The organism is Methylomonas sp. LW13, from assembly GCF_016865255.1.
In the GTDB taxonomy this organism is placed as follows: domain Bacteria; phylum Pseudomonadota; class Gammaproteobacteria; order Methylococcales; family Methylomonadaceae; genus Methylomonas.
On sequence record NZ_CP033381.1, the window covers coordinates 4674786 to 4698939 of the forward strand.

At 55.0% G+C, this 24154-nt stretch carries 17 protein-coding genes; 12 read left to right on the forward strand and 5 right to left on the reverse strand.

The features are described 5' to 3' along the window. The first annotated feature begins 33 nt into the window (after positions 1-33). Positions 34-10389 carry a filamentous hemagglutinin family protein gene (locus tag JL719_RS21200; RefSeq protein ID WP_033157763.1) on the forward strand — a complete coding sequence of 3452 codons (10356 nt, stop codon included), beginning with the start codon at positions 34-36 and terminating at the stop codon, positions 10387-10389. Between the two features lie 339 nt (positions 10390-10728). Here JL719_RS21200 and JL719_RS21205 read toward each other — a convergent pair whose 3' ends face one another. Beyond that, a complete protein-coding gene (locus tag JL719_RS21205) occupies positions 10729-10917 on the reverse strand; it encodes a hypothetical protein (protein ID WP_033157762.1) in 189 nt (62 codons plus the stop codon). A gap of 132 nt (positions 10918-11049) precedes the next feature. Here JL719_RS21205 and JL719_RS21210 point away from each other — a divergent pair, with 132 nt between their 5' ends. Next, the gene (locus tag JL719_RS21210) at positions 11050-11346 is read left to right on the forward strand and encodes a hypothetical protein (RefSeq protein WP_033157761.1); all 297 of its coding nucleotides are present in this window, start codon (positions 11050-11052) and stop codon (positions 11344-11346) included. 42 nt (positions 11347-11388) lie between these two features. On the opposite strand, the gene JL719_RS21215 is transcribed toward JL719_RS21210, so the two are convergent. Beyond that, a complete protein-coding gene (locus JL719_RS21215) occupies positions 11389-12462 on the reverse strand; it encodes a lytic transglycosylase domain-containing protein (RefSeq protein WP_033157863.1) in 1074 nt (357 codons plus the stop codon). A 154-nt stretch (positions 12463-12616) separates the two neighbouring features. Here JL719_RS21215 and JL719_RS21220 point away from each other — a divergent pair, with 154 nt between their 5' ends. Next, complete coding sequence (locus JL719_RS21220; RefSeq protein WP_033157760.1) at positions 12617-13600, forward strand: hydrolase; 984 nt, start codon at positions 12617-12619, stop codon at positions 13598-13600. A gap of 53 nt (positions 13601-13653) precedes the next feature. On the opposite strand, the gene JL719_RS21225 is transcribed toward JL719_RS21220, so the two are convergent. From JL719_RS21225 to JL719_RS21235, 3 genes are all read right to left on the reverse strand, one after another. Beyond that, positions 13654-14073 (reverse strand): DUF1801 domain-containing protein, encoded by a 420-nt coding sequence (locus tag JL719_RS21225; protein WP_033157759.1) that lies wholly within the window; start codon positions 14071-14073, stop codon positions 13654-13656. 179 nt (positions 14074-14252) lie between these two features. Next, on the reverse strand, positions 14253-14489 hold the full coding sequence (locus tag JL719_RS21230; RefSeq protein WP_033157758.1) for a toxin-antitoxin system HicB family antitoxin: 237 nt from the start codon (positions 14487-14489) through the stop codon (positions 14253-14255). Next, a complete protein-coding gene (locus JL719_RS21235) occupies positions 14486-14899 on the reverse strand; it encodes a putative toxin-antitoxin system toxin component, PIN family (protein ID WP_033157757.1) in 414 nt (137 codons plus the stop codon). The genes JL719_RS21230 and JL719_RS21235 overlap by 4 nt, the downstream gene beginning before the upstream one ends. Positions 14900-14985: 86 nt before the next feature. Between JL719_RS21235 and JL719_RS21240 the strand changes: the two genes are divergently transcribed. From JL719_RS21240 to JL719_RS21280, 9 genes are all read left to right on the forward strand, one after another. Then, on the forward strand, positions 14986-15432 hold the full coding sequence (locus JL719_RS21240; protein WP_033157756.1) for an arsenate-mycothiol transferase ArsC: 447 nt from the start codon (positions 14986-14988) through the stop codon (positions 15430-15432). Positions 15433-15551: 119 nt separating this feature from the next. Continuing rightward, positions 15552-16556, forward strand: coding sequence for a GTP 3',8-cyclase MoaA (moaA, locus tag JL719_RS21245; RefSeq protein WP_051670157.1), 1005 nt, complete (start codon positions 15552-15554; stop codon positions 16554-16556). Positions 16557-16571: 15 nt separating this feature from the next. Beyond that, positions 16572-16931, forward strand: a complete 360-nt coding sequence (locus tag JL719_RS21250; RefSeq protein WP_033157754.1) for a YajD family HNH nuclease — start codon at positions 16572-16574, stop codon at positions 16929-16931. Continuing rightward, a complete protein-coding gene (locus JL719_RS21255) occupies positions 16931-17509 on the forward strand; it encodes a DNA-3-methyladenine glycosylase I (protein WP_033157753.1) in 579 nt (192 codons plus the stop codon). The genes JL719_RS21250 and JL719_RS21255 overlap by 1 nt, the downstream gene beginning before the upstream one ends. Continuing rightward, positions 17506-17985, forward strand: coding sequence for a HugZ family pyridoxamine 5'-phosphate oxidase (locus JL719_RS21260; RefSeq protein WP_033157752.1), 480 nt, complete (start codon positions 17506-17508; stop codon positions 17983-17985). The genes JL719_RS21255 and JL719_RS21260 overlap by 4 nt, the downstream gene beginning before the upstream one ends. Positions 17986-18036: 51 nt before the next feature. Continuing rightward, positions 18037-21339 (forward strand): EAL domain-containing protein, encoded by a 3303-nt coding sequence (locus tag JL719_RS21265; protein WP_033157751.1) that lies wholly within the window; start codon positions 18037-18039, stop codon positions 21337-21339. Positions 21340-21686: 347 nt separating this feature from the next. Then, positions 21687-22652 carry an ABC transporter substrate-binding protein gene (locus JL719_RS21270; protein ID WP_033157750.1) on the forward strand — a complete coding sequence of 322 codons (966 nt, stop codon included), beginning with the start codon at positions 21687-21689 and terminating at the stop codon, positions 22650-22652. Continuing rightward, a complete protein-coding gene (locus tag JL719_RS21275; protein WP_033157749.1) occupies positions 22652-23413 on the forward strand; it encodes an ABC transporter permease in 762 nt (253 codons plus the stop codon). The genes JL719_RS21270 and JL719_RS21275 overlap by 1 nt, the downstream gene beginning before the upstream one ends. Then, complete coding sequence (locus JL719_RS21280) at positions 23410-24153, forward strand: ABC transporter ATP-binding protein (RefSeq protein WP_033157748.1); 744 nt, start codon at positions 23410-23412, stop codon at positions 24151-24153. Before JL719_RS21275 ends, JL719_RS21280 begins: the two co-directional genes overlap by 4 nt. Position 24154 lies beyond the last annotated feature (1 nt).

Here is a 24154-nt window from a genome sequence, read left to right on the forward strand (position 1 = left end):
AGAAATACCTTTCTATATTTTCGATATAACCGTATGAATACGCCGATCACCCCATTTACCGGCAAGGAGCCACTGCTTAGACTAAGCATTCGGCGAATTTTAACCGGCGGCGTGTTGGCAATCTCCAGTGTCGCCGATAGCTGGGCCGACGGCGGCTTGCCCGTCTCGATCAATGCCGGCGGCGCCAATCCATCCGCGCTTGCCGATCTCACCAGTGCCGCGCGGCACCCTGGCATCAATGTCGGCCACGCCTCAGCCAATTACAGCGCCGACGGTCAAAAACTGACCATCCACCAAACCACCGATAAAACCGTTTTGGACTGGCAGAGCTTTAATATCGATGCCGGCAAGAGCGTGCAATTCGCGCAACCAACCAGTTCGTCGGTCGCTCTGAACAACATTCACCAGCTGGATGCTAGTAAGATTTCCGGCACCCTAAGCGCCAACGGCCAAGTGTATTTGGTCAATGCCAACGGCTTCGTGTTCGGCAACGGCGCGTCGGTCAACACCAACAGTTTGGTTGCCACCAATCTGAAAATCGCTGACGAGGTGTTTGCCCAAGGCATCAGCAAAGTAGTAGATGCCAACGCCAGTGCCAATAATAAGGATGCGCTGGCGGCACTTGCCGGCGACGGCACTGTGTATCGAAATACCGGCAACGGCAATCGCGAGAAAATCCGCATCTTGGTGGAAGCGGGCGCGCAAATCGGCACCGGCTCCGGCGGCCGGGTGATCATGGCCGCGCCGCAAGTGGAAAATCGCGGCACCATCTCGGCGCCGGACGGTCAGGTGATTTTGGCGGCGGCCACCGACAAGGTGTATTTGCAGGAAACCGACGACGACAATCTGCGCGGCCTGCTTGTGGAAGTTAAAACCGGCGGCGACGTGAAAAACCTCGGTAAGATCCTTACCGAGCGCGGCAATACCACGCTGATGGGTTTTGCGGTGACGCAACAAGGCGTAATCTCCGCCAGCACCTCGGTGGCATTGAACGGCAGCGTCCGCCTGCTGGCCCGGGAAGGCGCGCGCCTGGAAGCCGGCGACAATCGTTATCGGCTCAAGCCGCTCAGCACATCAAGAACCACGGCTGCGGACGACGGATTGGGCACTGAAGCCAGCGTGACGCTGGAATCGGGCAGTCTGACCACTGCGACGTTGGATGCCAGCGCCGGCGGCGCCGTTAGCGGCCAAGCCCAGCCAAAATCCAAAATAGACTTGCAAGCAGGGCAAATTCGCTTGAAATCCGCTGCGCAAATTGTGGCCCACGGCGGCGACGTGAGTCTAACAGCCAGCGCCACGCCAGCCAATCCGCTCAGCACCAGCTCTGCCGACAATACCAGCCGAATCGTATTGGCTGCCGGCAGCAAGATCGACGTATCCGGCGTGAAGAATATCGAATTGCCGATGTCGGCAAACATAGTGGATGTGGAACTGCGCAATAACGAGTTGCGCGACGCGCCGCTGCAAAAAACCGGCTTTTTGCACGGCAAAACCGTGCAGGTGGATAGCCGCACCGGCACCACTTTGGCGGACATCTCCGGCGCGCTGGAGAAAGTTCAACATAGCATTGAAGAGCGCAACCTAGACGCCGGTAGCGTTCATTTGCAATCCGAAGGCGATGTCATCGTCCAGCCAGGCGCGGACATCGAAATTTCCGGCGGTTCGATACATTATCTGGCCGGCAAGATAACCACCAGCAAACTGCGTTCCAATAGCAGCATCGTCGACATTGCCTCCGCCGATCCTAACCTCACCTATCAACAAATCCTCAACAGCAGCTATTACCAAAGCGACTATTACCAAGGCGGCGATGCCGGTAGCCTGATTATCAAAACCCGCGACCTGGGTTTATCCGGCAATATCCTGGCCGGCACCGTCAACAGCGCTTACCAGCGCACCGCCGATAAGTGGGTAAGCGGCGGCGCATTGCGCATAGACACCACCTGGTCGAATCAATATCAGCAAGATCTGGTGTTTAGCAACGGTGCCGGCTACGCCTATGGCGCCGAATTGGATACCGCTGTGCCGATTTACCTAAGCAGCGGCTTGTTCGCCCAAGGTGTGAACCGCTTGACCGTCAGCAGCGGCGGCAAACTGACCATACCGCAAAACACCCGCTTAAGCCTGGCAAAAGCGGGCAGTCTGTCGCTACAGGCCGGCGAAATAGAGGTATTGGGAAATATCCAGACTCCGACCGGCAACGTAGAACTGAAAACCCGGCGTGGCCTGGACCCCACCCGCGATTTGAGTGGCCGATTGCATCTGGCTGCCGGCAGCGTCATCGACAGCAGCGGCAGTTGGATCAACGACCTAGTCGATAGTAAAAACGCGCAAATACTTAAGCCCTTAACGATAGACGGCGGGAATATTCTGCTCCAAGCCCAGGGCGATCTGCTACTGGATGGCGGCTCTAAAATTAGTGCCAGCGCCGGCGCCGCATTGAATAACAACACCAAAACCAAAAATGGTCACGGCGGGAATATCGACTTGATCAGCGCCGGCCTGGACCCCAGCGTGTTAAGCCTTGGCGCAATAATGTCCGCCTATGCATTGCAACAAGGCGGCGTGCTGAGCATTACCGCCAACGGCATCCAGCTGGGTGGCGCCAGTGGCGATCCGCATGTACTGAACCTGTCGCCAGCGCTGTTGCAATCCGGAGGCTTCAGCGGCTACCGTCTGACCGCCAACGCCGGCGATTTAAATATTGCCGACGGCACCCAAATCCATTTACAACAAAGCAACTGGCAATTAAAAGCCACGGCCATCAAGGCCGCCAGCGGCAGCGACTTAAGTACCCTGGTGCAATTGGCGGTCTTGCCCGACGACATCCGCGACGCCGTCGATCTGAGTTTAAATCTAAGCCATAACGCCAGCATAGCCGGCGGTTACGTCGCCGAGCGGGCCATTCGCATCGGCAGCCATACCGCGATCATCGGCGATCCAGGCGCCGATTTTTCGCTAAAATCGGACGCCAATATCTACATCGACGGCTCTCTGCTTGCACCGGCAGGAAAAATAAGCTTACAACTGAGCAGTCCGCCCAGCGCGCTGGATAAGGGCTACAACCCTAATCAGGCAATCGCCTTGGGCCATAATGCCATCCTGAATACCGCCGGTGCCACGGTTTGGACGACCAACGCCCAGCGATTGGCCTTGGGCAATGTGCTGGCCGGCGGCAGGATAGACTTAAATGCCGAGCGCGGCTACATCCTGACAGCCGCCGGCAGCCGAATGGATGTATCGGGAACCCAGTCGGCGATAGACATCGTTAATGCCAAAGGTAAAAGTCGGCAAACCCTTGCTTCGGCAGGCGGCTCGATAAACCTGACCGCCGCCGAAGGCATGCTGTTACAAGGCCAATTGCAGGGCCGGGCCGGCCAGGGCACCACAGCGGCCGGCAGTGGTTCGGCAGCTGCCGGCGGCACACTGAAACTGGAATTGAACACCCAACACCGCGGCGAACCGGAAGAACAAATCTTCACGACTGGCGACCGGGTGATCCATTTTTCCGCTGAACTGCCCAACTTACCGGACGCCGCGCAACTGGCCGCCAACGGCATCCCCGATACATTTAACGGCCAGGCTTATATCTCTGCCCGGCAAATTCAGGAAGGCGGCTTTGGTTCACTGGGCTTGGCCGCATCGGTGATACAACCCGATCAATATTCCGCAACGCCCGTACGCCCCGAGCGCGGCGAGATCCGTTTCGAAGGCGACCTTAGTCTGACTCTGGCGCAAAACCTGAAACTGGATGCGCCATTGATCAGCCACGCCGGCTACGGCCAGGTGGCTTTAACCAGCAATACCTTCAGCCTGGGTTCCAGCTGGAACCGCGCCGCTCACGGCAATCTAGGCGCCGCAATCGGCAGCGTCGGATTGAGCATCAACGCCCAGCTGATAGATTTGTTCGGTTCCAGCGAAATTGCCGGCTTTGCGCAAACCAGCCTGAACAGTAGCGGCGACATCCGCTTAACCGGTATCAATCCCAACAGCGAAGCCGACCTGATCGGCGGCCTGAGCCTCAGCGGCAATCTTAGTTTGAGTGCCCGACAAATCTATCCCACCACGCTCAGCAAATACAGCTTGAAGCTGGATGCCGCACTAAACCCGAACGGTCTGATCGATATTCTGCCTGGCATCGGAAATTGGTATACGCCGTTGTCGGCAGTCGGACAATTAAATATCAACGCGCCAAACATTGTCAGTCATGGCGTTTTATTGGCACCATTCGGCAACATCGCCTTAAACGCCGGTAATTCGTTGACCCTGGCTGCCGGCAGCTTCACGTCGGTTAGCGACGACGACGGCATCGTGATTCCGTTCGGCCGCACCCAGGGCGGTCTGGACTGGATTTATCCGCTGGGCACTTACAACAATATCCAAAACGGCACACCGCAAAAAGCCATTACCTTATCCGCACCGGACATCAATCTGGCCGGCGACGCTGTGGTCAATTTAAACGGCGGCGGCGATTTGTCGGCTTTCGAGTTCATCGCCGGACCGGGCGGCAGTATCGATACTTTGGATCCCACATCACCCGGCTACCAACAAAATTACGCCGTATTACCCAATTATCAAGCCGATTTTGTCGCCTTCGACCCGCTGGAATTCGCCAAATCCGGTCTAAATCTGGGTGACAGTATTTTTCTCAGCGCAAACTCAGGCTTGGCGGCCGGCTATTACCTGTTGCTACCGGCACACTATGCCTTGCTACCCGGCGCCTATCTGATTACCCCGCAAGCCAATACCACCGATATGGCAGCCGGTACCAAGTCTTTACGTACCGATGGCTCGACCATCGTCGCCGGCTACCGTTATTCGGCCGGCACTAATATCGCCGACAGCCGCTGGTCGGGCTTTGCCGTCGAATCGGGCGCCATTTCCCGCACCCGCTCCGAATACCAGGAAACTACGACAAGTAATTTCTTCGCGGGCAACTCGCTACCGCAAGACGCCGGCAATCTCAGCCTGCTGGCCGGCAATAGCTTGCAAATGGCGGCGCAAATCAGCGCTACCGCAGCTCCAGGCGGGCTGGGCGGCATGTTGGACATCAGCGCGGATAGACTGGCCGTGGTTAGCAGCCGTAGCATCGGCGTCGATCCCGGCACGGTGTTGTTAGCCGACGAATTGAACCGCCTCGGCGTCGACAGCCTGTTACTGGGCGGTCGACGCAGTCGCGGCAACGGCCAAACTCAGCTAACAGTCGGCGCGCAAACAGTGACCGTAGCGGCTGGCAGCCGTTTGCAAGCCCCGGAAATTCTGCTGGCAGCGAGCGATACCGTCTCGTTAGCAGGCGACACAACGTTAAGCAACGCCGGCACAATCAGCCGCACCGATACCAACCTTAAGGTCATCAATACCGATGGCAGCAGCGACGGCGCCCTATTAAGGGTGTCGGCAGGTAGCCAGGCTAACGTGGTGCGCGCCGCCGATGCGTTAACCGGACTGCGCGGCACGCTGGACATCGCCGACGGGGCAACGCTGTCCAGTGCCGGCTCAATTCTGCTGGATGCCAGCAAAGACACCCGCTTCTCAGGCAATATCGCGATGAACCAGGGCGAATTGACCCTCAGTTCCAGCCGTATTTCACTAGGTGATACCGGCGGCAGCGATGGACTGCAATTATCCGCAGCCACCTTAAACGGCCTGCGCGTAGACAAGTTAACGCTAAACAGCTTTGGCGCGATAGACATCGCCGGCGCGATGAATCTGCAATTAAAGGATTTGGTATTAAATGCCGCAAGTCTTTACGGCTATGGCAGCAGTAATCAGATTGCCGCCATCAATGCCGAAACTATCACCCTTAAAAACAGCGGCAGCGCACCGACGGCATTTACCGCCGCCGGCAACGGCCAACTAAACTTGACCGCAAACACTATCACTTTGGGCGCCGGCGAATACGCCTGGTCGGGCTTCCAGCAAATCTCATTGCAAGGGCTCAACGCAGTCGTCAACAGCGGCACCGCTGATATCCGCGCCGATAGCGATGTCACCATCGCCACACCCATTTGGACAGCGACCGCCGGCGCCAATAGCTCATTGAATCTAGGCAGCCATGATCTGACTACCTTGGCCGCCGGAACCGCCCCGCAAAGTGACGCCCTCGGCGCCCGATTAAGCGTCGCGGCCGAACAAATAAACCATCAGGGCCACATTGAACTGGCTTCCGGCATCGTCAAACTGCAAGCCGCTCAGACTTTGTCGATCTCCGGCAGCATAGACACCAGTGGCCGCGACATCGATCTGGCCGGCCATCATGTCAATACCGGCGGCGGCAGTATTTTCTTGAAATCCGCCGGCGGCAGCCTGACCCTGAATGCCGGTTCGCTGCTCGATGTGTCCGGCAGCCAGCTGGGCGGCGACGCCGGCACCTTATCGCTGTCGTCAGGATTGGGGCATTTAACCCTGACCGGCGAGATACGCGGCCTGGGTTATCAAGGTGCGCGCGGCGGCAATATCAACATGGACGCCACAACTAGCTCCGGAGCTACCTTTTCCGTCTTGAATAACTATCTGACCAACGCCGGCTTTAATGGCGACTGGAGCATCCGCCAACGTAGCGGCGATCTAACAGTCGCTGCAAGCGATTACGTCAAAGCCCACAACCTTAATCTAAGCGTCGATACCGGGAAGCTGGATGTATTCGGCACCTTGGATGTGGGCGACCAGCAGGCCGGCAGCATCCGTTTATCCGCCGGCGACAGCATTAACATTCTAGCCTGCGCCAAACTCAATGCAGCATCTACCGCCGCCGGCAAGCCGGGCGGCTCGGTGGTTATAAGCTCTATGGATGCTGATAACGACGGCGATCACGGTGTCACTGTCGCCACTGGTGCCAACATCGATGTCTCCGGCGGTGCGGGCGGCAGCGTCGAGGCCGTCGTCAACCGGTTCGGCAACGGCGACGCGGCGGTATCGATAGCCAGCGGCAGCGTGCTGGGTGCCCATACACTGAACGTCTCCGCGACCGCACATTACCGAGACATCCCGCTAAGTAACAGTCAAATTGGGGCATGGCGCGGGGAAACCCAGCAATACCTGAACGCAGCAGCCGCAAATGCCGATCTGCAACAGCGCTTGGGCGGTTTTAGTTTGCAAGCGGGTGTGGATATAGTCAGCAGCGGCGATTTGACGCTGGATTTGACCGAATCGCTGACCGGCATGAACTGGACGCAACAGTCCAGCTCGATATGGAAAACCTCGCTCACCGATGCCGCCGGCGTGGTGAATGCCTTACAGCAAATCGGCAGCAACGGCGTGGTCCGCAACCTGACCGAAGCCGCCAGCAGTTCCCTAACTGCGGACGGCACTTATTATTTTGATGCCAACCCGCAATCGGCCACCTTCCGCACCCTATTTGTCAGGATATTTCCGAATGCCGGTGCCGCCAACATCAAGTACAAGCCCAGCAACATCAACGGCAGCCTGATTTCGCACAATGGCTGGGATCTGGCCTTTCCGGACTCGCAAGGCCGGAGCTGGCATTTCGATAACGGCAATAGTGTCGGCGCACTCAGCGTGAGGGCCGCCGGCAAGTTGCACATAAACCAAACCCTGAGCGATGGCTTTGCCTTGTACGATTCCAGCCAACTGGCCGGCATGCTGGGTGTAAACGGCAATTGGCTGCGAACCCTGGTTTTGCAGACCGGTCAATCCTGGAATTATAACTTGGTGGCCGGCGCCGATTTAACCAGTGCCGACCCGCTTGCGGTGCAGTCCTCGCTGAACGCTGGCTCACTAACCGTTGCAGCCAATACTAGCGTCCGCACCGGCACCGGCAACATCAACGTCGCCGCCGCCAGCGATATTACCCTTAGCGATGCTACATCCACCATTTACACCGCCGGCCGCGCCGCCGACACCGAGCGCTGGGGCAACTTCAGCAATGCTCTGGTCGCTGCGGCTTTTTTCGTCGAATATCCGTTCGACGGCGGCGACGTCAGCCTAAACGCCGGCGGCAATGTCATCGGTGCCGCCAGCCCGCAATTGATGTCCGACTGGCTGCAACGCACCGGTAACTGGGACGCCAGCGACGGCATTAGCGCCGCCGATAGAGCCACCGCGTGGGGCATCATGTTCGATGGCCTGGTTGTACAAAACAGCGCCAATGCCAGAATTCAAAACCTGAAGTTCGGCTTTAGAGAGAACATAGGCGCGTTGGGCGGTGGTGATGTGAGCATCAAGGCCGGCGCGGATATTCACGATTTGTCGGTGATGTTGCCGACTTCGGCAAAACCGGTCGGCGTGACGGACAACGGCCTAGTCGTCGAAAACCGTTGGCAACTACAAGGCGGCGGTAATTTGGAAGTACATGCCGGCGGCGACATAGCCGGCGGGGTGTTTTACGTTGACAAGGGTACTACCGATATTCGCGCGGATGGGGCGATCACCGGCGGCAGCCAATACACGGCCGGCCCGGTATTTGCGCTGGGCGACGCTCAATTCCAGGTTCAAGCCGCCAGCGGTATCGACGTCGGCACGGTGTTGAACCCGTTTTCGTTGACACCAGCCAAATTCCTGGACAAAACCTCATACTTCAGCAGTTATAGCGCCGACAGCGCGATTGAATTGCAAACCCTGGCCGGCAACTTGGTGCTGAATAACGATGTACAAGCTATCGTCCAAGCCTACAAAATCTTCGACCAAGCATCGCCCATGGGCCGGGCAATCTTGAAAAGCACCGACTATCCGCTGCTGACCTTATATCCAGGCAATCTCCACGCTCAGGCACTCAGCGGCGGTTTAGAAATCGTCAACTCGATGACGCTATACCCTGCCGCGGAAAGCAGCCTGAATTTACTGGCGAACGGCGACATTAGTATCGGTAACGACAGCAGCGGTACCCGTGTCAATCAGCTGGATGTCGATCCTGCTCGATTGCAGTCTGCTGCCCAACCAGCCACGACAGTCGCCGGCGCAACCAAATATCTATTTACCACGCCTTTCGGCGGCGATGCTTCTACCGTACATGCCCCGCAACCGATCCACCGTAACGATACCAGTCGCAACCGCATCGTTTCGGCCAACGGCAGCATTACCGGTATCGGCGATGCGTTAGTCGCGGCAGCCAAGTCTACCGATATTTGGGCCGGCCAGGATTTGTACAATCTGAGCCTGGCGATCCAGAATATTAATGCCGGCGATGTCACGAGTATCAGTATAGGCCGCGACCTGGTATTTCCGATCTTGCGCGACCCCACCACCGGCACGGTGCAAGGCTCGCCCGGCGGCATTCAGTTGGCGGGTCCGGGTTTGCTGAATATCTGGGCGGGACGCAATGTCGATCTGGGGAGCTCCGAGGGCATTACCACGGTCGGACCACTGTTGAATTCGGCCTTACCGCAAACCGGCGCCGATATTATTGTCATTGCCGGCAGTAGCTTGCAGCACGATACCCGGCCGCTGGAGGATTTTCTGAATGACTATGTCGCCAACGGCGCTTACCAGGACCGTCTGGCCGAGTTGAACCTGCAAACCACCACAGCCGGTCGTCTGGCGGTTGCTCTGGATATTTTGTTCACGGAAATTCGCGCCACAGCTGTCTCCGCCGCCAGCTTACCGGACAAGGAAAAAGCCGCCGCTTACCAACGCGGGTACGCTGCCATCGCCCGCTTATTTCCAAGCAGTCCGTCCGGGGGTATCCGGCTATTTTTCAGTCGCATCCAGACCCTATACGGCGGCGATATTGATCTGTTGGCACCCGGCGGCATGATCAACGTCGGCCTGGCGTCGGCATTTACCGGGCAGAAAAGCCAGGACCAGCTCGGCGTAGTGGCGCAACGCGAAGGCGACGTCAACATCCTGGTCAATGGCGACTTACAAGTCAATCGATCCAGGATATTTACGCTGGACGGCGGCGACATTACCGCTTGGTCTTCGGAGGGGAATATCGACGCCGGCCGTGGCGCAAAATCAGCTATCTCGACACCCAAACCCAAAGTCAGTCTGGACGCTAACGGCAATCTGGTCGTGGTGTTTCCGGCCACTGTATCGGGCAGCGGGATTCGCGCGCAATCGGGTTTTAACCGCAAACGCATCGGTAATGTTTATTTGCTAACCCCGCGCGGTTACGTCGATGCTGGCGAGGCGGGTATCGGCGGCGGCAAAGTCATTTTGCCCGGCCAGGTTAGAGGCGTTGACAACATTCAAATCGCCAATCCAGCGCCGGCCCCTGCGGCTCAGGTTAGCAATCCCATGATCGCCGGCGATGCCGCCGCTGCCGCAGCGGCGAAATCCGCAGCCGGGAAATCATTTGGCGACGAGGAGGAAACTATCGACAAACGCGCTAAAAAAGCCAGGAAAGTAGCGGTTCTTGACAGCCAGGTTGTCGGCTTTGGCAAATGCAGTATCACCGATGTGCGCAACGGCATACCCGGATGCGGCGGTTAAAGCGATATTCAACACCGGAAAACGCTATATTGAACTCAGATGTCAACCTGAGAGTGCATTACCGGACAAAAAGTATTGAAGAAATCGTGAATTTTGACCACATCAATCGTCACTCATTAAATGAGCCATCCACATAACAATCCGAGTAAACTCGTTCCTGTCGGACCTAGGCTGGATTTCTTATTGTCAAACCTAGATTAGTTAAATTCAATCCGATTTCAGCATGCTACAACAGACTAAATTATGAATAGATCAGTATATTCCTGTGGCCGTTGACCTTCCAATTGCTGACATTAGATTGGATGGAGTGATCGTCCGAAAAGGGTCGATTCCAGCCGATTAAAACCATACAAAATAATAATCAGCGTCCGCTTCGCCATATTTCATCGCCAGCACCTCGCTTGGAATTTCGAAACAGATACCCCCCCGAACTCGACCTCCGCCACCAATCCAAACACCACTCCATGCCACAAGCTTGGCTCGAAGCGCAGGAGCAACAAGAACACCGAGTGCGCTGTAAAGCGCCATGTCACTCGTCGCCATCGACTATTTTCTCGATGCCATCGGCAGCATGTCGTTCAATCGTCATTTATTAAGTTTAATTTAAGGACCTGAGGAGATAGTAGCCACCAACACAAACTGAAAGCCGGAGAAATAATCATGAGACAGGCCACATCATTCGATGCCAATAATGCCCTTGCTCAAGTTAAGTACGCCATAAAAGATTTGATACACTCGGATTATGACGATAACGAAGACGATGTGATTTACACCGCCAATAAATTGAATGCTGTATTGCGTATGGTGCATGACAACCATCAATCCTGGAACGATGAAGCGATTCGTGAATTTGTGATGCGCCAGCATGATCCATTGCGACACATCCCGGTTAAGTCGGAAAAGCTCCATCACCGGGTGCGCCATATTCAGCAAGATATTATCGTTAAATTTTCCTGACTGTAAGGGCTACCCAGTAGGGACCAAAATCAGGCGGCGAATCTACAACCCCGGAATCCCCATCTGTTGAATCCGCATGGCGTTATCGCCTTCTTCATAAGCCAGCAATTTGCCGTCGTGCTGATAAAGCTTAAACGCCAAGGCATACGACAACACCCGGATCGGGTAGTCGCGCGGTAGGGTTTGCAGGTAAGGCTGCAGCGTCGCAAAGTCGGTGGCGCCGTATTGCTGCATGATGAAACGCAAGCCGCCGTTGCGCGGCCCGATGTTATAGGCTAGCAAGCCTAAAAACAGATCGCCGTGCATTTGTTGCAGATAATGTTTAAAGGTGGCGGCGGCGACAAAGGCGTTGTGCCTGGGATCGTTGACTTGCAGCTCCTCCACATCCAGTTCGTCGGCGGCCTCGCGGGTAATGGCTTTGGGAACGACGGTAATCTGGAACAGGCCTTTGCCGCCATCGAAGCTGTCGCGCGGCATGAACGAAGACTCGGTGGCGGCGATACCTTGCAGCAAATTGACATCGACATCAAATGCCTTGGCCGCGTCCTCGATGGCCGGATTAAAAGCGTCGGCGCGCGCCATCATTTTTTGCAGGCCGCCGACGCCGTGGCGGCGGTAGGCGGCATAGACTTGATGAGCCAGCGTCACACGCTCGGCTTCCTGCTTGCCGCCCACCAAGGTGCGAAAATGCGTGAACACCGAGGTGTAGCCGTCGTGCATGACAAACCAGCCGGTCGACGCGGCAAGACTGACAGCCAAAGCCGCCGGCAGGTATTCCAGCCGCCCGTGCAACCAACTACGCACTCGCGACCAAGCAATCAATATGGCAACCACCGCCATCATCAAGATCAACACGCCCAATGCGAACGGCAGCAAACTGGTGAAAAACCCGGAACCTGACGCCCAATTGGCCGAATAACCCAACAGGAACATGGTCGCCAAAACCGCCGCCACCGCCAACGCCAGCGCTTCCAAGGCGATCAGCCACCAATTCGGCAGACGCGGCTTCGCCTTCCGCCGCGATTTGCCGGGAGATTTCCGGCGATTGGCGGATTTGGCGCGAACCGGTTGCGCCGGTCTTGGTTGAGATTTGGTTAGCGTGATTGGCCGAGTCATCGAAAGTAACAAAGCATGTAACATTAATCCGAAATATCGAGATTGGCGGCGGCGAAAAGCCGGCCGTAAAGACTCGCGCTGGCGTTTGCCGATACAGGCGGTATATTCCTGCCGACATCATCACCCTTAACTACTATAAAGCAGGTCCACAACCATGCACAACGCCTTCCGCCCGGCCTGGTGGCTGAACAGTCCGCATTTGCAGACTATCTATCCGGCTTTTTTGCGGCGTATCTCGCCACCGGCCGGCATCCGCCGCGAACGGCTGGACACGCCTGACGGCGACTTTCTGGACATCGACTGGGTGGATAACGGCGATAGGCCGCTGGTGATTCTGTTGCATGGCCTGGCCGGCAGCAGCCGTTCCGGTTACATCCAGGGCCTGCAACACAGTTTGCTGGCGGCCGGCTTTGCCAGCGTGGCGCTGAATTTTCGCGGTTGCAGCGGTGAGATGAACCGGCTGGCGCGTTGCTACCACTCCGGCGAAACCGAAGACATCGAGTTTTTGTATTGGACTTTACGCCAGCGTTTTCCGGAGCGGGCGATGGCGGCGATAGGTTTTTCCTTGGGCGGCAACGTCTTACTGAAATGGCTGGGTGAACAAGGCGATAAGCTTGAGTTATCGGCGGCGGTAGCGGTATCCGTACCGTTGTTGTTAAGCGAATGCGCCGACAAGCTGGATCGTGGCTTCTCGAAACTCTATCGCGACTATTTACTGCGCGAGCTGAAACAGTACATGCGCGTCAAACTCCGGCATTTGCAAGGCATCGGCCAACACGAACAAGCTGAGCGGATTTTAAAATTAGGCGACCTCTCGGGCATCAAGTCCTTCTGGCAATACGACGATAAAGTCGTGGCCGGCTTGCACGGCTTTACAGACGCCCACGATTACTACCGGCGCAGCAGTTCCCGGCAATTTCTGAAGCATATCCGCGTACCAACTTTAATTTTGCAAGCCAGGGACGATCCGTTCATGACCGAGCGAGTATTGCCGACCGCCACGGAATTATCCGATCAGGTGCAACTGGAAGTGTGCGCAGGCGGCGGACATGTGGGATTTGTGAGCGGAGGGTTGTTCAGGCCGGCGTATTGGCTGGAGGCGCGGATTGGTGGATTTCTGCGGCAACACCTACCATAGTCAACGGCAAGGTGAAATATTCTTGGCGAAGAAGCCTGAAGCCAGCTCCGCACCTACGATTGCTTTCGTCGCTTGTTCCGATGATAGGTCAAGGCCATAGCAATACAGATTGACAGGCTATCCATGTCGACGTCTTCAGTTTCTCGAAAGACAATCGCCCGATTGCCCTCGTATTTAAACTGGTGCGGAAATAGCGTCCGAAAGGTTTCTACCAAATTCGTTGTGCAGATGAAATACATGGCATATTGGTTAGGTTTCTCTTTCTTCCATGCCATTCTGATCGTACTGCCACATCCGGTTTCGGCGGTCATATAAGCAGGCTCGCCCCACTTTAGGGTTTCCTCTAGCTGTCCGACACCCTCGCTAGCCGCCACAGCAAAGATTGCTTCGCGAAGCACCAGCATTTTCCGACGAATTTCCAGCGGATAGTCGTCGAAGACTGCCTTGACGGCCGTATTTAGAAATTGCTTCATAAAGGGTAAAGACTCTCGGAATTGTTGGGTTAAATCAGCGCTAGACGAATGCCGTCAACTTAAGCTAAGTATAAAAGCTTAGTCATTCTGCAGATTTAAGTCATCGATCCAATCAATCAGCCCCAGCTCGTAGTATTTTCTACAGAAACAGCTATATCTGCCTATGCTGCCCGCCAACGCTAAAACTCATCCCCAGCCAAAGGCTCACGTTTGGGTACCTTGGCCAAAATGGTCTGGAAAGCGGCTTTGTCGGCTCGTTCGGCTCGAGCCTGCAGGTAGTCTTCGGTGGCGATAGCCGAGACTTTTTCGGCAACGGCGCTGGCAATAAATTGATTGATCGATACACCTTCTTTACTCGCCAGTTCCTTGATGTGACGGTGTATGGAATCGGGCAATCTCAGACTTAATGCACTCATGGTAGACGCTCCAGCAAAGTTTTTGGCGTAATGGCTTCGACGCCGAATTTTTCGATACGGGCAAAATCTTTTAAATTATGGGTAACAATGGTGTTTACTCGGGCAGCAACGGCCAACTCCAAAACTAAATCATCTTTCGGGTCCGGCAAATAAGGTCGCCATAAAAAATACACCTTTTGATGACGGCTAAACGCGCACAAGTTATCGAGTACTATGTCTACTTCAGCATCGGTCAGTTGCAGCATGGAACGGTTGAGTTTCAAAACGTCCTCATACTCGAACAAAAGCGGTGTCGATATGGCTGTTTGCAACTGCCCACCGGCTAAAAGCTCCAGCAATTTAAAGGATGCGCCGTTAGCGGAATACAAGCCGGCGAACAGAACATTAGTATCCAGTACAATCTCAAACATACCACATACGGTATCACCATTATAATGACTCAAACAAATTCTTTACTGCCTGCTCTCATGCAAACAGCCTCGCCAAAAGGAGTTTTATGACAAACACTCACTCCCAAGTCCTATTCCTCTGCACCGGCAACTACTACCGCAGCCGGTTTGCCGAGTATTTATTCAATCATCACGCGCCGGATTATGCCCTGCCTTGGCGGGCGTTTTCGCGCGGGCTGGCTATCGAGCTGCTGAAAGATGATGCCGGGCCGCTTTCGCCGCACACTCGGCATGGCTTGGCCTTGCGGGAGATCCCCATCGAGCCCGTCCGCGCGCCGCTTGCGCTGACCGAGCAGGACTTGACCACCGCCCACCGCATCATCGCCTTGAAGCAAACCGAGCATCAACCCTTGTTGCATAGCCGCTTTCCGGCCTGGGTGGATCGCGTGGAATACTGGCAGGTAGACGACATAGAAGACGCGCACCCGAGCGAGGCCTTGCCGCAGATAGAAGCGGCGGTATTGGCTTTGCTGCGGCGCTTGGGCAAGCAATAGTCAGGCAAAAAACCGTCAGAGGAACTTACCCGCTCAACGCCGATCTTTTAGCAAGCGGTAATAACACAGCGCGGTGCTGTGTTACTATTTTCTTCCTTTATTTTTTCTGTTCGAATGTAATGGCGCCTAGCAAACCGTTGCAACTGATAGACCGCTTTGGCAGAGTGGTCAACTACCTGCGGGTATCAATCACCGACCGCTGTGATTTTCGCTGCGTTTACTGTATGGCCGAGGACATGACGTTTCTGCCGCGCAGCCATATTCTCAGCCTGGAGGAAATCCGCTTTATCTGCGAAACCTTCGTCGAACTAGGTGTCGGCAAAATCAGGATCACCGGCGGCGAACCGCTAGTGCGTAAAGGTGCGTTAGGCTTAATGCAAGACTTGGGGCGCATACCGGGTTTGAATGAACTGGTATTGACCAGCAACGGTTCCCATCTGGCCGAAATGGCCGATGACTTGAAATCCGCCGGCGTGAAACGCATCAACATCAGCCTGGACACCCTGGACCCGGTCAAATTCAGGGAGCTAACCCGAACCGGCGATTTGCAGCAAGTGCTGAAAGGCATAGAAAAAGCCCGAACCGCCGGCTTTCAGCGCATCAAACTCAACGCGGTGATACTGAAAAACCGCAACCACCAGGAAGTCTGCGATCTGGTGCAATTTGCCGTCGAGCATGGCATCGACATCAGTTTTATCGAAGAAATGCCGCTGGGCGCGGTGGACAACCATCATCGCGGCGCCGCGTTTTATCCCAGCGATTTGATCCGACAGGATTTGCAACAACGCTTTACCCTGGAAGCCGTGACCGACTCGACCGGCGGACCTTCGGCTTATTACCGGATAGCCGACAGTAAAAGCAAAGTGGGTTTTATCTCGCCGCACAGCGCCAATTTCTGCGGCAGTTGCAACAGGGTGCGCCTGACCGCCGAGGGCCGTTTATTGCTCTGCTTGGGCAACGAACATTCGGTGGATCTGAAGCAGGTTGTGAGAGACCACCCAGGCGACAAAGCGATGTTGAAACAAGCCATCGTCGAGGCCATGCAAATCAAACCGGAAAAACACGAATTCAATATTCACGAACAGCCGGTTATTTTGCGGCACATGAACGCCACCGGCGGCTGACAAACGGAGGACCTCATGTCGGATAACAAAGCCTATCACATCGTCGCCGAAGCCCGGCGCTACAAGGAAGAGCGGGAAAAAGGCTACCGCGAGCAAGCCTTAAAACTCTATCCCTGGATTTGCGGACGCTGCTCAAGGGAATTCGATCATAAAAACCTGCGCGAATTGACGGTCCACCACATCAATCACGATCACGACCACAATCCGCCCGACGGCAGCAATTGGGAGTTGCTGTGCCTGTATTGCCACGACAACGAACATCAACGTTTTGAAGAGCACGTGCGTTACGGCGGCAAAGCCACCTCGGAAGGCAAAGCGCCTGCCGCTACCTTCAATCCCTTCGCCGATTTGAAAAACCTGATGAAAAAAGACTGATGCCAGGCAAATGCGTGTGGGCGCTGAATAGTACCAACGAAGAACATTATCACGATCACGAATGGGGCGTACCGCTGCACGACGAGCAAAAGCTGTTCGAGTTTCTGGTGCTGGAAGGCGCACAAGCCGGCCTCAGTTGGCGAACCATTCTCGATAAACGCGAGGCTTATCGCGCCGCTTTCGATCATTTTGATCCGCTTAAGGTCGCCGCTTATGATCACAAAAAACTGGCGTCATTGCTGCAAAATCCCGGCATCGTCAAGAACCGCCTGAAAATTGAATCCGCGGTAAGCAACGCCCAGGCTTTTTTACGGGTACAACAGGAATTCGGCGGTTTTGATCAGTACATTTGGCGCTTTGTGGATGGCAAAACCCGGCAAAATAGTTGGCTGAGCCATAGTCAAATACCGGCCTATTCCCCGGAATCGGCCAGCATGTGCAAAGACCTGCAAAAACGCGGCTTTAAATTCGTCGGCAAAACCATCTGCTATGCTTATATGCAGGCGGTGGGCATGGTCAACGATCACACCGTCGATTGCTTCCGCCACGCGCAACTGACTGCTATCACGACACCATGAGTTCCGAACCGCTAGCCGCCGATTACCGGACTTTAATTGCTAACAGCCAAAGCCTGATAATCGCCAGCAGTTCCGAGCTCGGGACAGCCGAAGTCAGCTATGCGCCGTTTCTGGATTACCAAAATACTTATTACATCTACGTCAGCCAATTGGCCCGGCATACCGGCAATATGCTGCGCCAACGTCAAGCATCCATCATGTTTATCGAACCCGAGGCCGAAGCGGTCAACCCGTTTGCCAGACGCCGGCTGGTAATCGAATGTGAGGTTGGTGAAATCGACAAAACCCACGCAGCATATACCCAGTTGTTAGATAAGCTGCAACAGCGGTTCGGCGAAACAGTCGCGGTTTTACGCTCCCTAGCGGATTTTCATTTACTGGCACTGACGCCTTTGCGCGGCCAATATGTCGCCGGCTTTGGCAAAGCATTTAGCATGGATGTCGAGAATGGCGTTCTGTTGCCCGCAACTCACTAAAGCGACTGCTTCGCCCAGCCTCGGTGAGAACCAGAGTCCGCCTGTTTAATCATGCCGACAGCTTTTAGATTTTTTCTGCTGAACAGCGCCTTGGCCCTGGCCTATTTTATCAGCGGCTATCTCGGGCATATGCTGGCGATGCAGCCCAGCCATGCCAGCCCAATCTGGCCGTCAGCGGGTATCGCTTTAGCCGCGCTGCTTGGTTATGGCCCCAAATTATTGCCGGGTCTGATCATCGGCAGCTTGGGCACGCAAATTTACGCTTTTGGCAATCTGGCCACCCCGGAAGATTGGTTTACACCGATTTGGGTAGGCGCCGCCGCCAGCGTCGGCGCCATCGCCCAGCCCTTGCTCGGAGCGTCCCTGATCAACCGCTGGATAGGTAGACACAATCCGTTGATGGAAGATCGGCATGTCGTCTGGTTTTTCTTGCTGGCAATTGCCAGTTGCTTAATATCGGCTAGCGTCGGCACCAGTTTTCTGTACATTTTCGACACCATTGATGCGGAAGAAATCGGCCTGAACTGGTGTACCTGGTGGATAGGCGATGCCATAGGTACGGTGATCTTCGCGCCCTTGCTACTGTTGTTTATCGGTACCCCGCGGCATATCTGGCGGCAACGGCAAAAATTCGTGGCCTATCCGTTATCGATTTCGCTATTGTTGGTGGTCATCGCCTTCGTCTACAGCCGCAATCTGGAAAATCAACGCCTCAATGGGCTATTCGACAACCAGATTAATCTGACCCATACCAACCTCCAGGAACATTTCAGCGACGATATTCTGAATAATCAGTTATTGAAAGCCTTATTCGACAGCTCGGAATCGGTCAATCCCAACGAGTTCAGGCTATTTGCCCATACCATTTTCAGCAAACATCCCGAGCTGGAGGCACTGGAATGGATACCCAGAGTCAATGCCGAAGACCGTAGCGCATTCGAACAACAGACAGAAACCACCATTCACGAGCACAACCGCAATCAGCAATTGATACCGGCTGGTAAGCGGAATGTTTATTTACCCATTGCTTACGCCTTCGGCAACCAGCAAAAGATTGGTTTCGACGTTGCCAGCAACCCACAACTATTAGCGGCAATCCAAAAAGCGATTAATTCCGGCGAAACGGTGGTGACGGACGGCATGGTCTGCGACGACAAACAGCCCTGCTTCGCCATCTACTCCCCGATTTATCTCAAAGGAAAATCGCTAAACACCAGCGCCCAGCGTCAACAGTTTTTTGTCGGATTGGTCTCGAATGTTTTTAAATTAAGCAACGAGATTCAGGAACTGTCCGGACGCTTACAAAGCACACGTTTGTCGGTAGCGATCTATGATCAAGACCAGCTGTTATACCGCAGCACTCCCGAAGGCATTGAATCGAAAACGCATTACTTCCTTCCAAGCAAGCGGCAAGCGCTGGCGGTCGCCGACCGGAATTGGACGCTCGAATATAAACCGCTGCCGGAGTTTTATACGCAACAAAATCCCTGGACGGTTTGGTGGCTGTTGTCCGGAAGCTTTTTGCTCTGCGGCCTGACCAGCTTCGGTTTAATGCTGATGAGCGGACGCACCGCCCGCATCGAAGATTTAGTGGCCCTAAAAACCCGCGATTTGCTGCGTAGCAACCAAGCGCTGAATACCGAGATCGAACGCCGTAAACAGCAGGAAAACGAACTCCGCATCGCGGCAACCACATTCCAGTCGCACGAGGCCATTATCGTCACCGATGCCAATGGGGCAATTTTGCGCGTCAACAATGCTTTCAACAAAATCACCGGTTACAGCGCGGAAGAAGTGATTGGCCGGCAACCGGATTTTCTGTCGTCGACCCATCAAGCTCCCGGATTTATTCAAACTTTGACCCAAGCCTTGGCCAAGGATAACCAATGGCAGGGCGAAATTTTTAATCGGCGCAAAAACGGCGACGTGTTTCCGGAATGGCTGACGGTGACCGGCGTGAGGGACGAACAGGATCGCCTGCTCAATTATGTGGCGATTTTTTCCGACATCAGCGAGAAAAAAGCCGCCGAGCGGGAAATCCATGAACTGGCATTTTACGACCCGCTGACCGGCTTGCCGAACCGACGTTTGCTGCTGGACCGCCTGAAACAGGAGATCGCTGCCGCCAAACGCCAAAGTTATTACGGTTCGCTGTTTTTTCTGGATTTGGACCACTTCAAAACCCTTAACGATTCGCGCGGCCACCAAGTAGGCGACGAATTGCTGATCCAGGTTGCCCAACGCCTCAAATCCATTATCCGCGACGAAGACACCGCTTGCCGGCTGGGTGGCGACGAATTTATCGTGATGGTGCCTGGCCGCTACTCGCAACTGTCGCAAGCGACCAGTCACGCGGCGATGCTGGCGGAAAAAATCCTGCACACCATCAATCAACCTTTCACGGTTCAGGGCAGCGAACATCACTTTTCCACCAGCATAGGCGTGACCCTGTTTCCCGAGGTGGCCGAACAGCCTGAAGCGGTCATCCAACAGGCGGATACTGCGATGTACCGGGCCAAGGAAAGCGGCCGTAACGGCATCAGTTTTTACCGTCCGTCGATGCAGGAAACGGCCGACCGCCGTTTAACCTTGGAAAAAGAGATTCGTCAGGCGCTGAAACAGCGGCAGTTTTTACTGCACTATCAGGCGCAGGTCGATCACCTCGGCAAAGTAATCAGCGCCGAAGCGCTAATCCGCTGGCAGCATCCGGAAAAGGGCATGATCTCCCCGGCGGAATTTATCCCCATTGCCGAAGATACCCAGCTGATTTTGCCGATAGGCGAATGGGTCATGCGCGAGGCCTGCCGGCAAATCAAGGTGTGGGACGCGCAGAACCTGCCTATTCATCATGTGGCGGTCAACGTCAGTTCCCGGCAATTCCGCCAGGCCGATTTTGTCGACCAAGTAAAACGCATTTTGATCGACGCCGAACTGCCGGCTGAGCGTCTGGTCATCGAACTGACCGAAGGCTGCGTGATCAGCGACATAGACGACACCGTGGAAAAAATGCGCGATTTGCAAACCCTGGGCGTAAAAACCTCCATCGACGATTTCGGTATCGGCTATTCCTCACTGTCTTATTTAAAAAAATTGCCCATCAGCCAATTAAAGATCGATCAGAGTTTCGTCCGCGACATCGCCAGCGACCCCAACGACGCGGTAATTGTGGAGACCATTATCAATATGGCTAAAAACTTAGGTCTACATGTGATTGCCGAAGGCGTGGAAACCCAGGAACAAATGATCTTCTTACGTGATAAAGGCTGCCTATCCTACCAAGGCTATTACACCGGCCGACCGGTGGCCGCCGCCAGATTTGAGCGAGAAGACAGATTACTTCCCACTGCATCCTAGGCCGTTAAGCCACGGGAAATGTCTACGCCACAGCTTTTAATATTCCCGAATCGGTAAGCCCTGCGCTATCCGCATGCCTTGCCGAAAGGCCGATTTTGCGGCTGTAGCGCAGCTTGCTAATCAGCTGTTTTAACCTAGGCACTAAATTCCTCCCAGCCCCGCCATGCCGGAACCCCTGGTTACTCGTGTGGTCTAGTGGCCTCGGGCTTTTGGGAATATCAGCCAAACGGTTTGCCCTTAAACCTTGGACAACGCATTCCGCTCCAAACAAATCCGACAAACATTCTCGTATTGGGGGCGGCTGCGTTAAAATCGTTGCGTTAACCATCCGACTAGGGACTTTGCAGATGAATATAAAAACTTGCCTGTTTGCCATTGCTGCTTTATTGCCGCAATTTGCCAACGCCGATGTAAAACCCACTATCCGCATAGGCGCTATGGCCGCCGGCACCTTAAACTGGGAACTCGCGGCGATGCGCAACCAAGGACTACTAGACAATGCGGAATTCAACGTGGAAAACATCGCGGTTGCCAATCAGCAAGCCGGTAAGGTTGCGCTGCAAGCTGGCTCAGTCGATGTGATCGTCTCCGACTGGATCTGGACGTCCAGCATGCGCAGCACCGGCACCAATTTGAGTTTTTACCCGTTTTCCGATACCTCCGGCGTATTGCTGGTATCTGCCGATAGCCCGATCAAGTCGCTGGCCGATTTAAAAGGTAAAAAACTGGGCATAGCCGGCGGCGAACTGGATAAGAACTGGATGCTGTTACAAGCGTTGGGACAGCAACAGCAAGTGGACCTGAATACCGGCGTGGAAAAAATCTACGGCGCGCCGCCATTACTGAGCCAGCAACTACTCGAAAAGCGCGTCGATGCCTTGCTGACCTTCTGGCAATTTGCCGCGCATCTTGAAGCGCAAGGTTACCGGGCGCTGTTGAGCGGCGAGGAGATCATCCGCCAACTCGGCATTAGCGAGACAGTGCCCAGCATCGGCTATGTGTTCAAACAGGACTGGGCCGATCAACATAAAGCGGCGTTCAAACAATTCTTGAGTCTCGGCAAGCAAGCTCACGACACCCTGTGCAGTTCCGATGCGGAATGGCAGAAAATTGTGCCGCTCACCGACGCGACCAGTCCGAAAGAACAACAAAAACTCCGGGAGCGTTACTGCCAAGGCCGCGTTGAACAATGGGGCGCCACTCAGCAAAGCGCCGCCGCAAAAATCTACGCCATGCTGCATCAACTCAGCAATAACAAGCTGACCGGCCAATCGGCGCAAATACAAGCGGGGACGTTCTGGTCGGCTGACTAATGTTGACGGGCACTTTTAAACTTAACCAGTCTGCCGTCACACTGCTATCGCTGTTAGCGCTGCTAGGCATCTGGCAGCTGGCGGCTGGCTTGGTCCACAGCCCAACATTACCCTATCCGCTCCAGGTCGCCCAGGTATTTTGGCAAGCAACTCAATCCGGCGAACTACCCTACCATTTAGGGGTAACTCTGCTGCGGCTGCTGGTCAGCTTCTCGATTGCGATGGTATTGGGCTGCGCGATAGGGGTGACGCTGGGTAACAACAAAACCCTGGATGCGTTCTTCGATCACTGGTTGGTAATCTTCCTGAACATTCCGGCGCTGGTCACCATCATCCTTTGCTACGTCTGGTTCGGATTGGCCGAATCGGCGGCGATTCTGGCGGTGGTGATCAATAAACTGCCGAATGTGATTGTCACCATCCGTGAAGGCGCGCGGGCACTGGACAAGGATTTATTGGAAATGGCTGCAAGCTACCGTTTCGACCGCAGAAAAACCTTGGCGCATGTGATCTGGCCGCAATTGCATCCGTTCGTGATGGCGGCCACGCGCTCCGGTCTGGCGCTGATCTGGAAAATCATTTTGGTCGTGGAGTTGCTCGGCCGCAGCAACGGTATGGGCTATCAGCTGCATCTGTTTTTTCAATTGTTCGATGTCGCCAGCCTGCTGGCTTATACCTTTGCCTTCGTTGCAGTCATCCAACTGATCGAATGGCTGTTGCTGCGGCCGCTGGACCGCAAGGCTTTACGGTGGCGGCGATGAACGATATTACCATCAGTATCCAGGATAAAACTTATCGCTCTAGGCATGCCGAAGACCGCCAACACCAAGCGATTGCCGATTTGCAGCTCGGCGTAGGCCGTAACGAATTCGTCTGCCTGCTCGGCCCGTCCGGCTGCGGTAAAACCACGTTGTTGAATATGATTGCCGGACTGGATAGTCACTATCAGGGCCAAATTCAAATAGGCCGCCAAGCTACAACTGCCAGAATTGGTTATGTGTTTCAGAATCCCAGATTACTGCCCTGGTATACCGTCCGGCAGAATATCGAAGTGGTATTCGAGGAAACGCCGCCCGCCGCCTTGATCGATTCCTTATTGGCAGACATGCAACTGAGCGACGTGCAGCAGGTTTATCCGGAGCGCTTGTCGCTGGGCATGCAGCGGCGAGTCGCCATCATCCGCGCCTTCGCCATTAATCCGGACATTCTGCTAATGGACGAACCCTTCGTCTCGCTGGATGCGCCCAGCGCCCGGCAGGTGAGAAATCTGTTGTATTCACTGTGGCAACAGCGGCCGCACACGGTATTGTTCGTCAGCCACGACCTGCGCGAGGCGATTGCGCTGGCAGACCGCCTGATTTTTCTATCGCCGCCGCCGATGCGGATTGTCAGCGATATTCCGGTCAACATTCCCCGCGAACGGCGTAACGACGAAGCGCAAATCGAAGCGTTTCGCGAGCATTTGCTGAACCAGCATCCGGCGATCAACGGACTGTTGTAAG

Bases quoted from the DNA above. Each gene is read 5' to 3' on its own strand.
- JL719_RS21235 (WP_033157757.1), bottom strand. From the start codon at position 14,899: ATGTTTGAGATTGTACTGGATACTAATGTTCTGTTCGCCGGCTTGTAT.
- JL719_RS21275 (WP_033157749.1), top strand. From the start codon at position 22,652: ATGTTGACGGGCACTTTTAAACTTAACCAGTCTGCCGTCACACTGCTA.
- JL719_RS21280 (WP_033157748.1), top strand. From the start codon at position 23,410: ATGAACGATATTACCATCAGTATCCAGGATAAAACTTATCGCTCTAGG.
- JL719_RS21265 (WP_033157751.1), top strand. From the start codon at position 18,037: ATGCCGACAGCTTTTAGATTTTTTCTGCTGAACAGCGCCTTGGCCCTG.
- JL719_RS21270 (WP_033157750.1), top strand. From the start codon at position 21,687: ATGAATATAAAAACTTGCCTGTTTGCCATTGCTGCTTTATTGCCGCAA.
- JL719_RS21240 (WP_033157756.1), top strand. From the start codon at position 14,986: ATGACAAACACTCACTCCCAAGTCCTATTCCTCTGCACCGGCAACTAC.
- JL719_RS21210 (WP_033157761.1), top strand. From the start codon at position 11,050: ATGAGACAGGCCACATCATTCGATGCCAATAATGCCCTTGCTCAAGTT.
- JL719_RS21220 (WP_033157760.1), top strand. From the start codon at position 12,617: ATGCACAACGCCTTCCGCCCGGCCTGGTGGCTGAACAGTCCGCATTTG.
- JL719_RS21205 (WP_033157762.1), bottom strand. From the start codon at position 10,917: ATGGCGCTTTACAGCGCACTCGGTGTTCTTGTTGCTCCTGCGCTTCGA.
- JL719_RS21250 (WP_033157754.1), top strand. From the start codon at position 16,572: ATGTCGGATAACAAAGCCTATCACATCGTCGCCGAAGCCCGGCGCTAC.
- JL719_RS21260 (WP_033157752.1), top strand. From the start codon at position 17,506: ATGAGTTCCGAACCGCTAGCCGCCGATTACCGGACTTTAATTGCTAAC.
- JL719_RS21225 (WP_033157759.1), bottom strand. From the start codon at position 14,073: ATGAAGCAATTTCTAAATACGGCCGTCAAGGCAGTCTTCGACGACTAT.
- JL719_RS21230 (WP_033157758.1), bottom strand. From the start codon at position 14,489: ATGAGTGCATTAAGTCTGAGATTGCCCGATTCCATACACCGTCACATC.
- JL719_RS21215 (WP_033157863.1), bottom strand. From the start codon at position 12,462: ATGACTCGGCCAATCACGCTAACCAAATCTCAACCAAGACCGGCGCAA.
- JL719_RS21255 (WP_033157753.1), top strand. From the start codon at position 16,931: ATGCCAGGCAAATGCGTGTGGGCGCTGAATAGTACCAACGAAGAACAT.
- moaA (WP_051670157.1), top strand. From the start codon at position 15,552: ATGGCGCCTAGCAAACCGTTGCAACTGATAGACCGCTTTGGCAGAGTG.
- JL719_RS21200 (WP_033157763.1), top strand. From the start codon at position 34: ATGAATACGCCGATCACCCCATTTACCGGCAAGGAGCCACTGCTTAGA.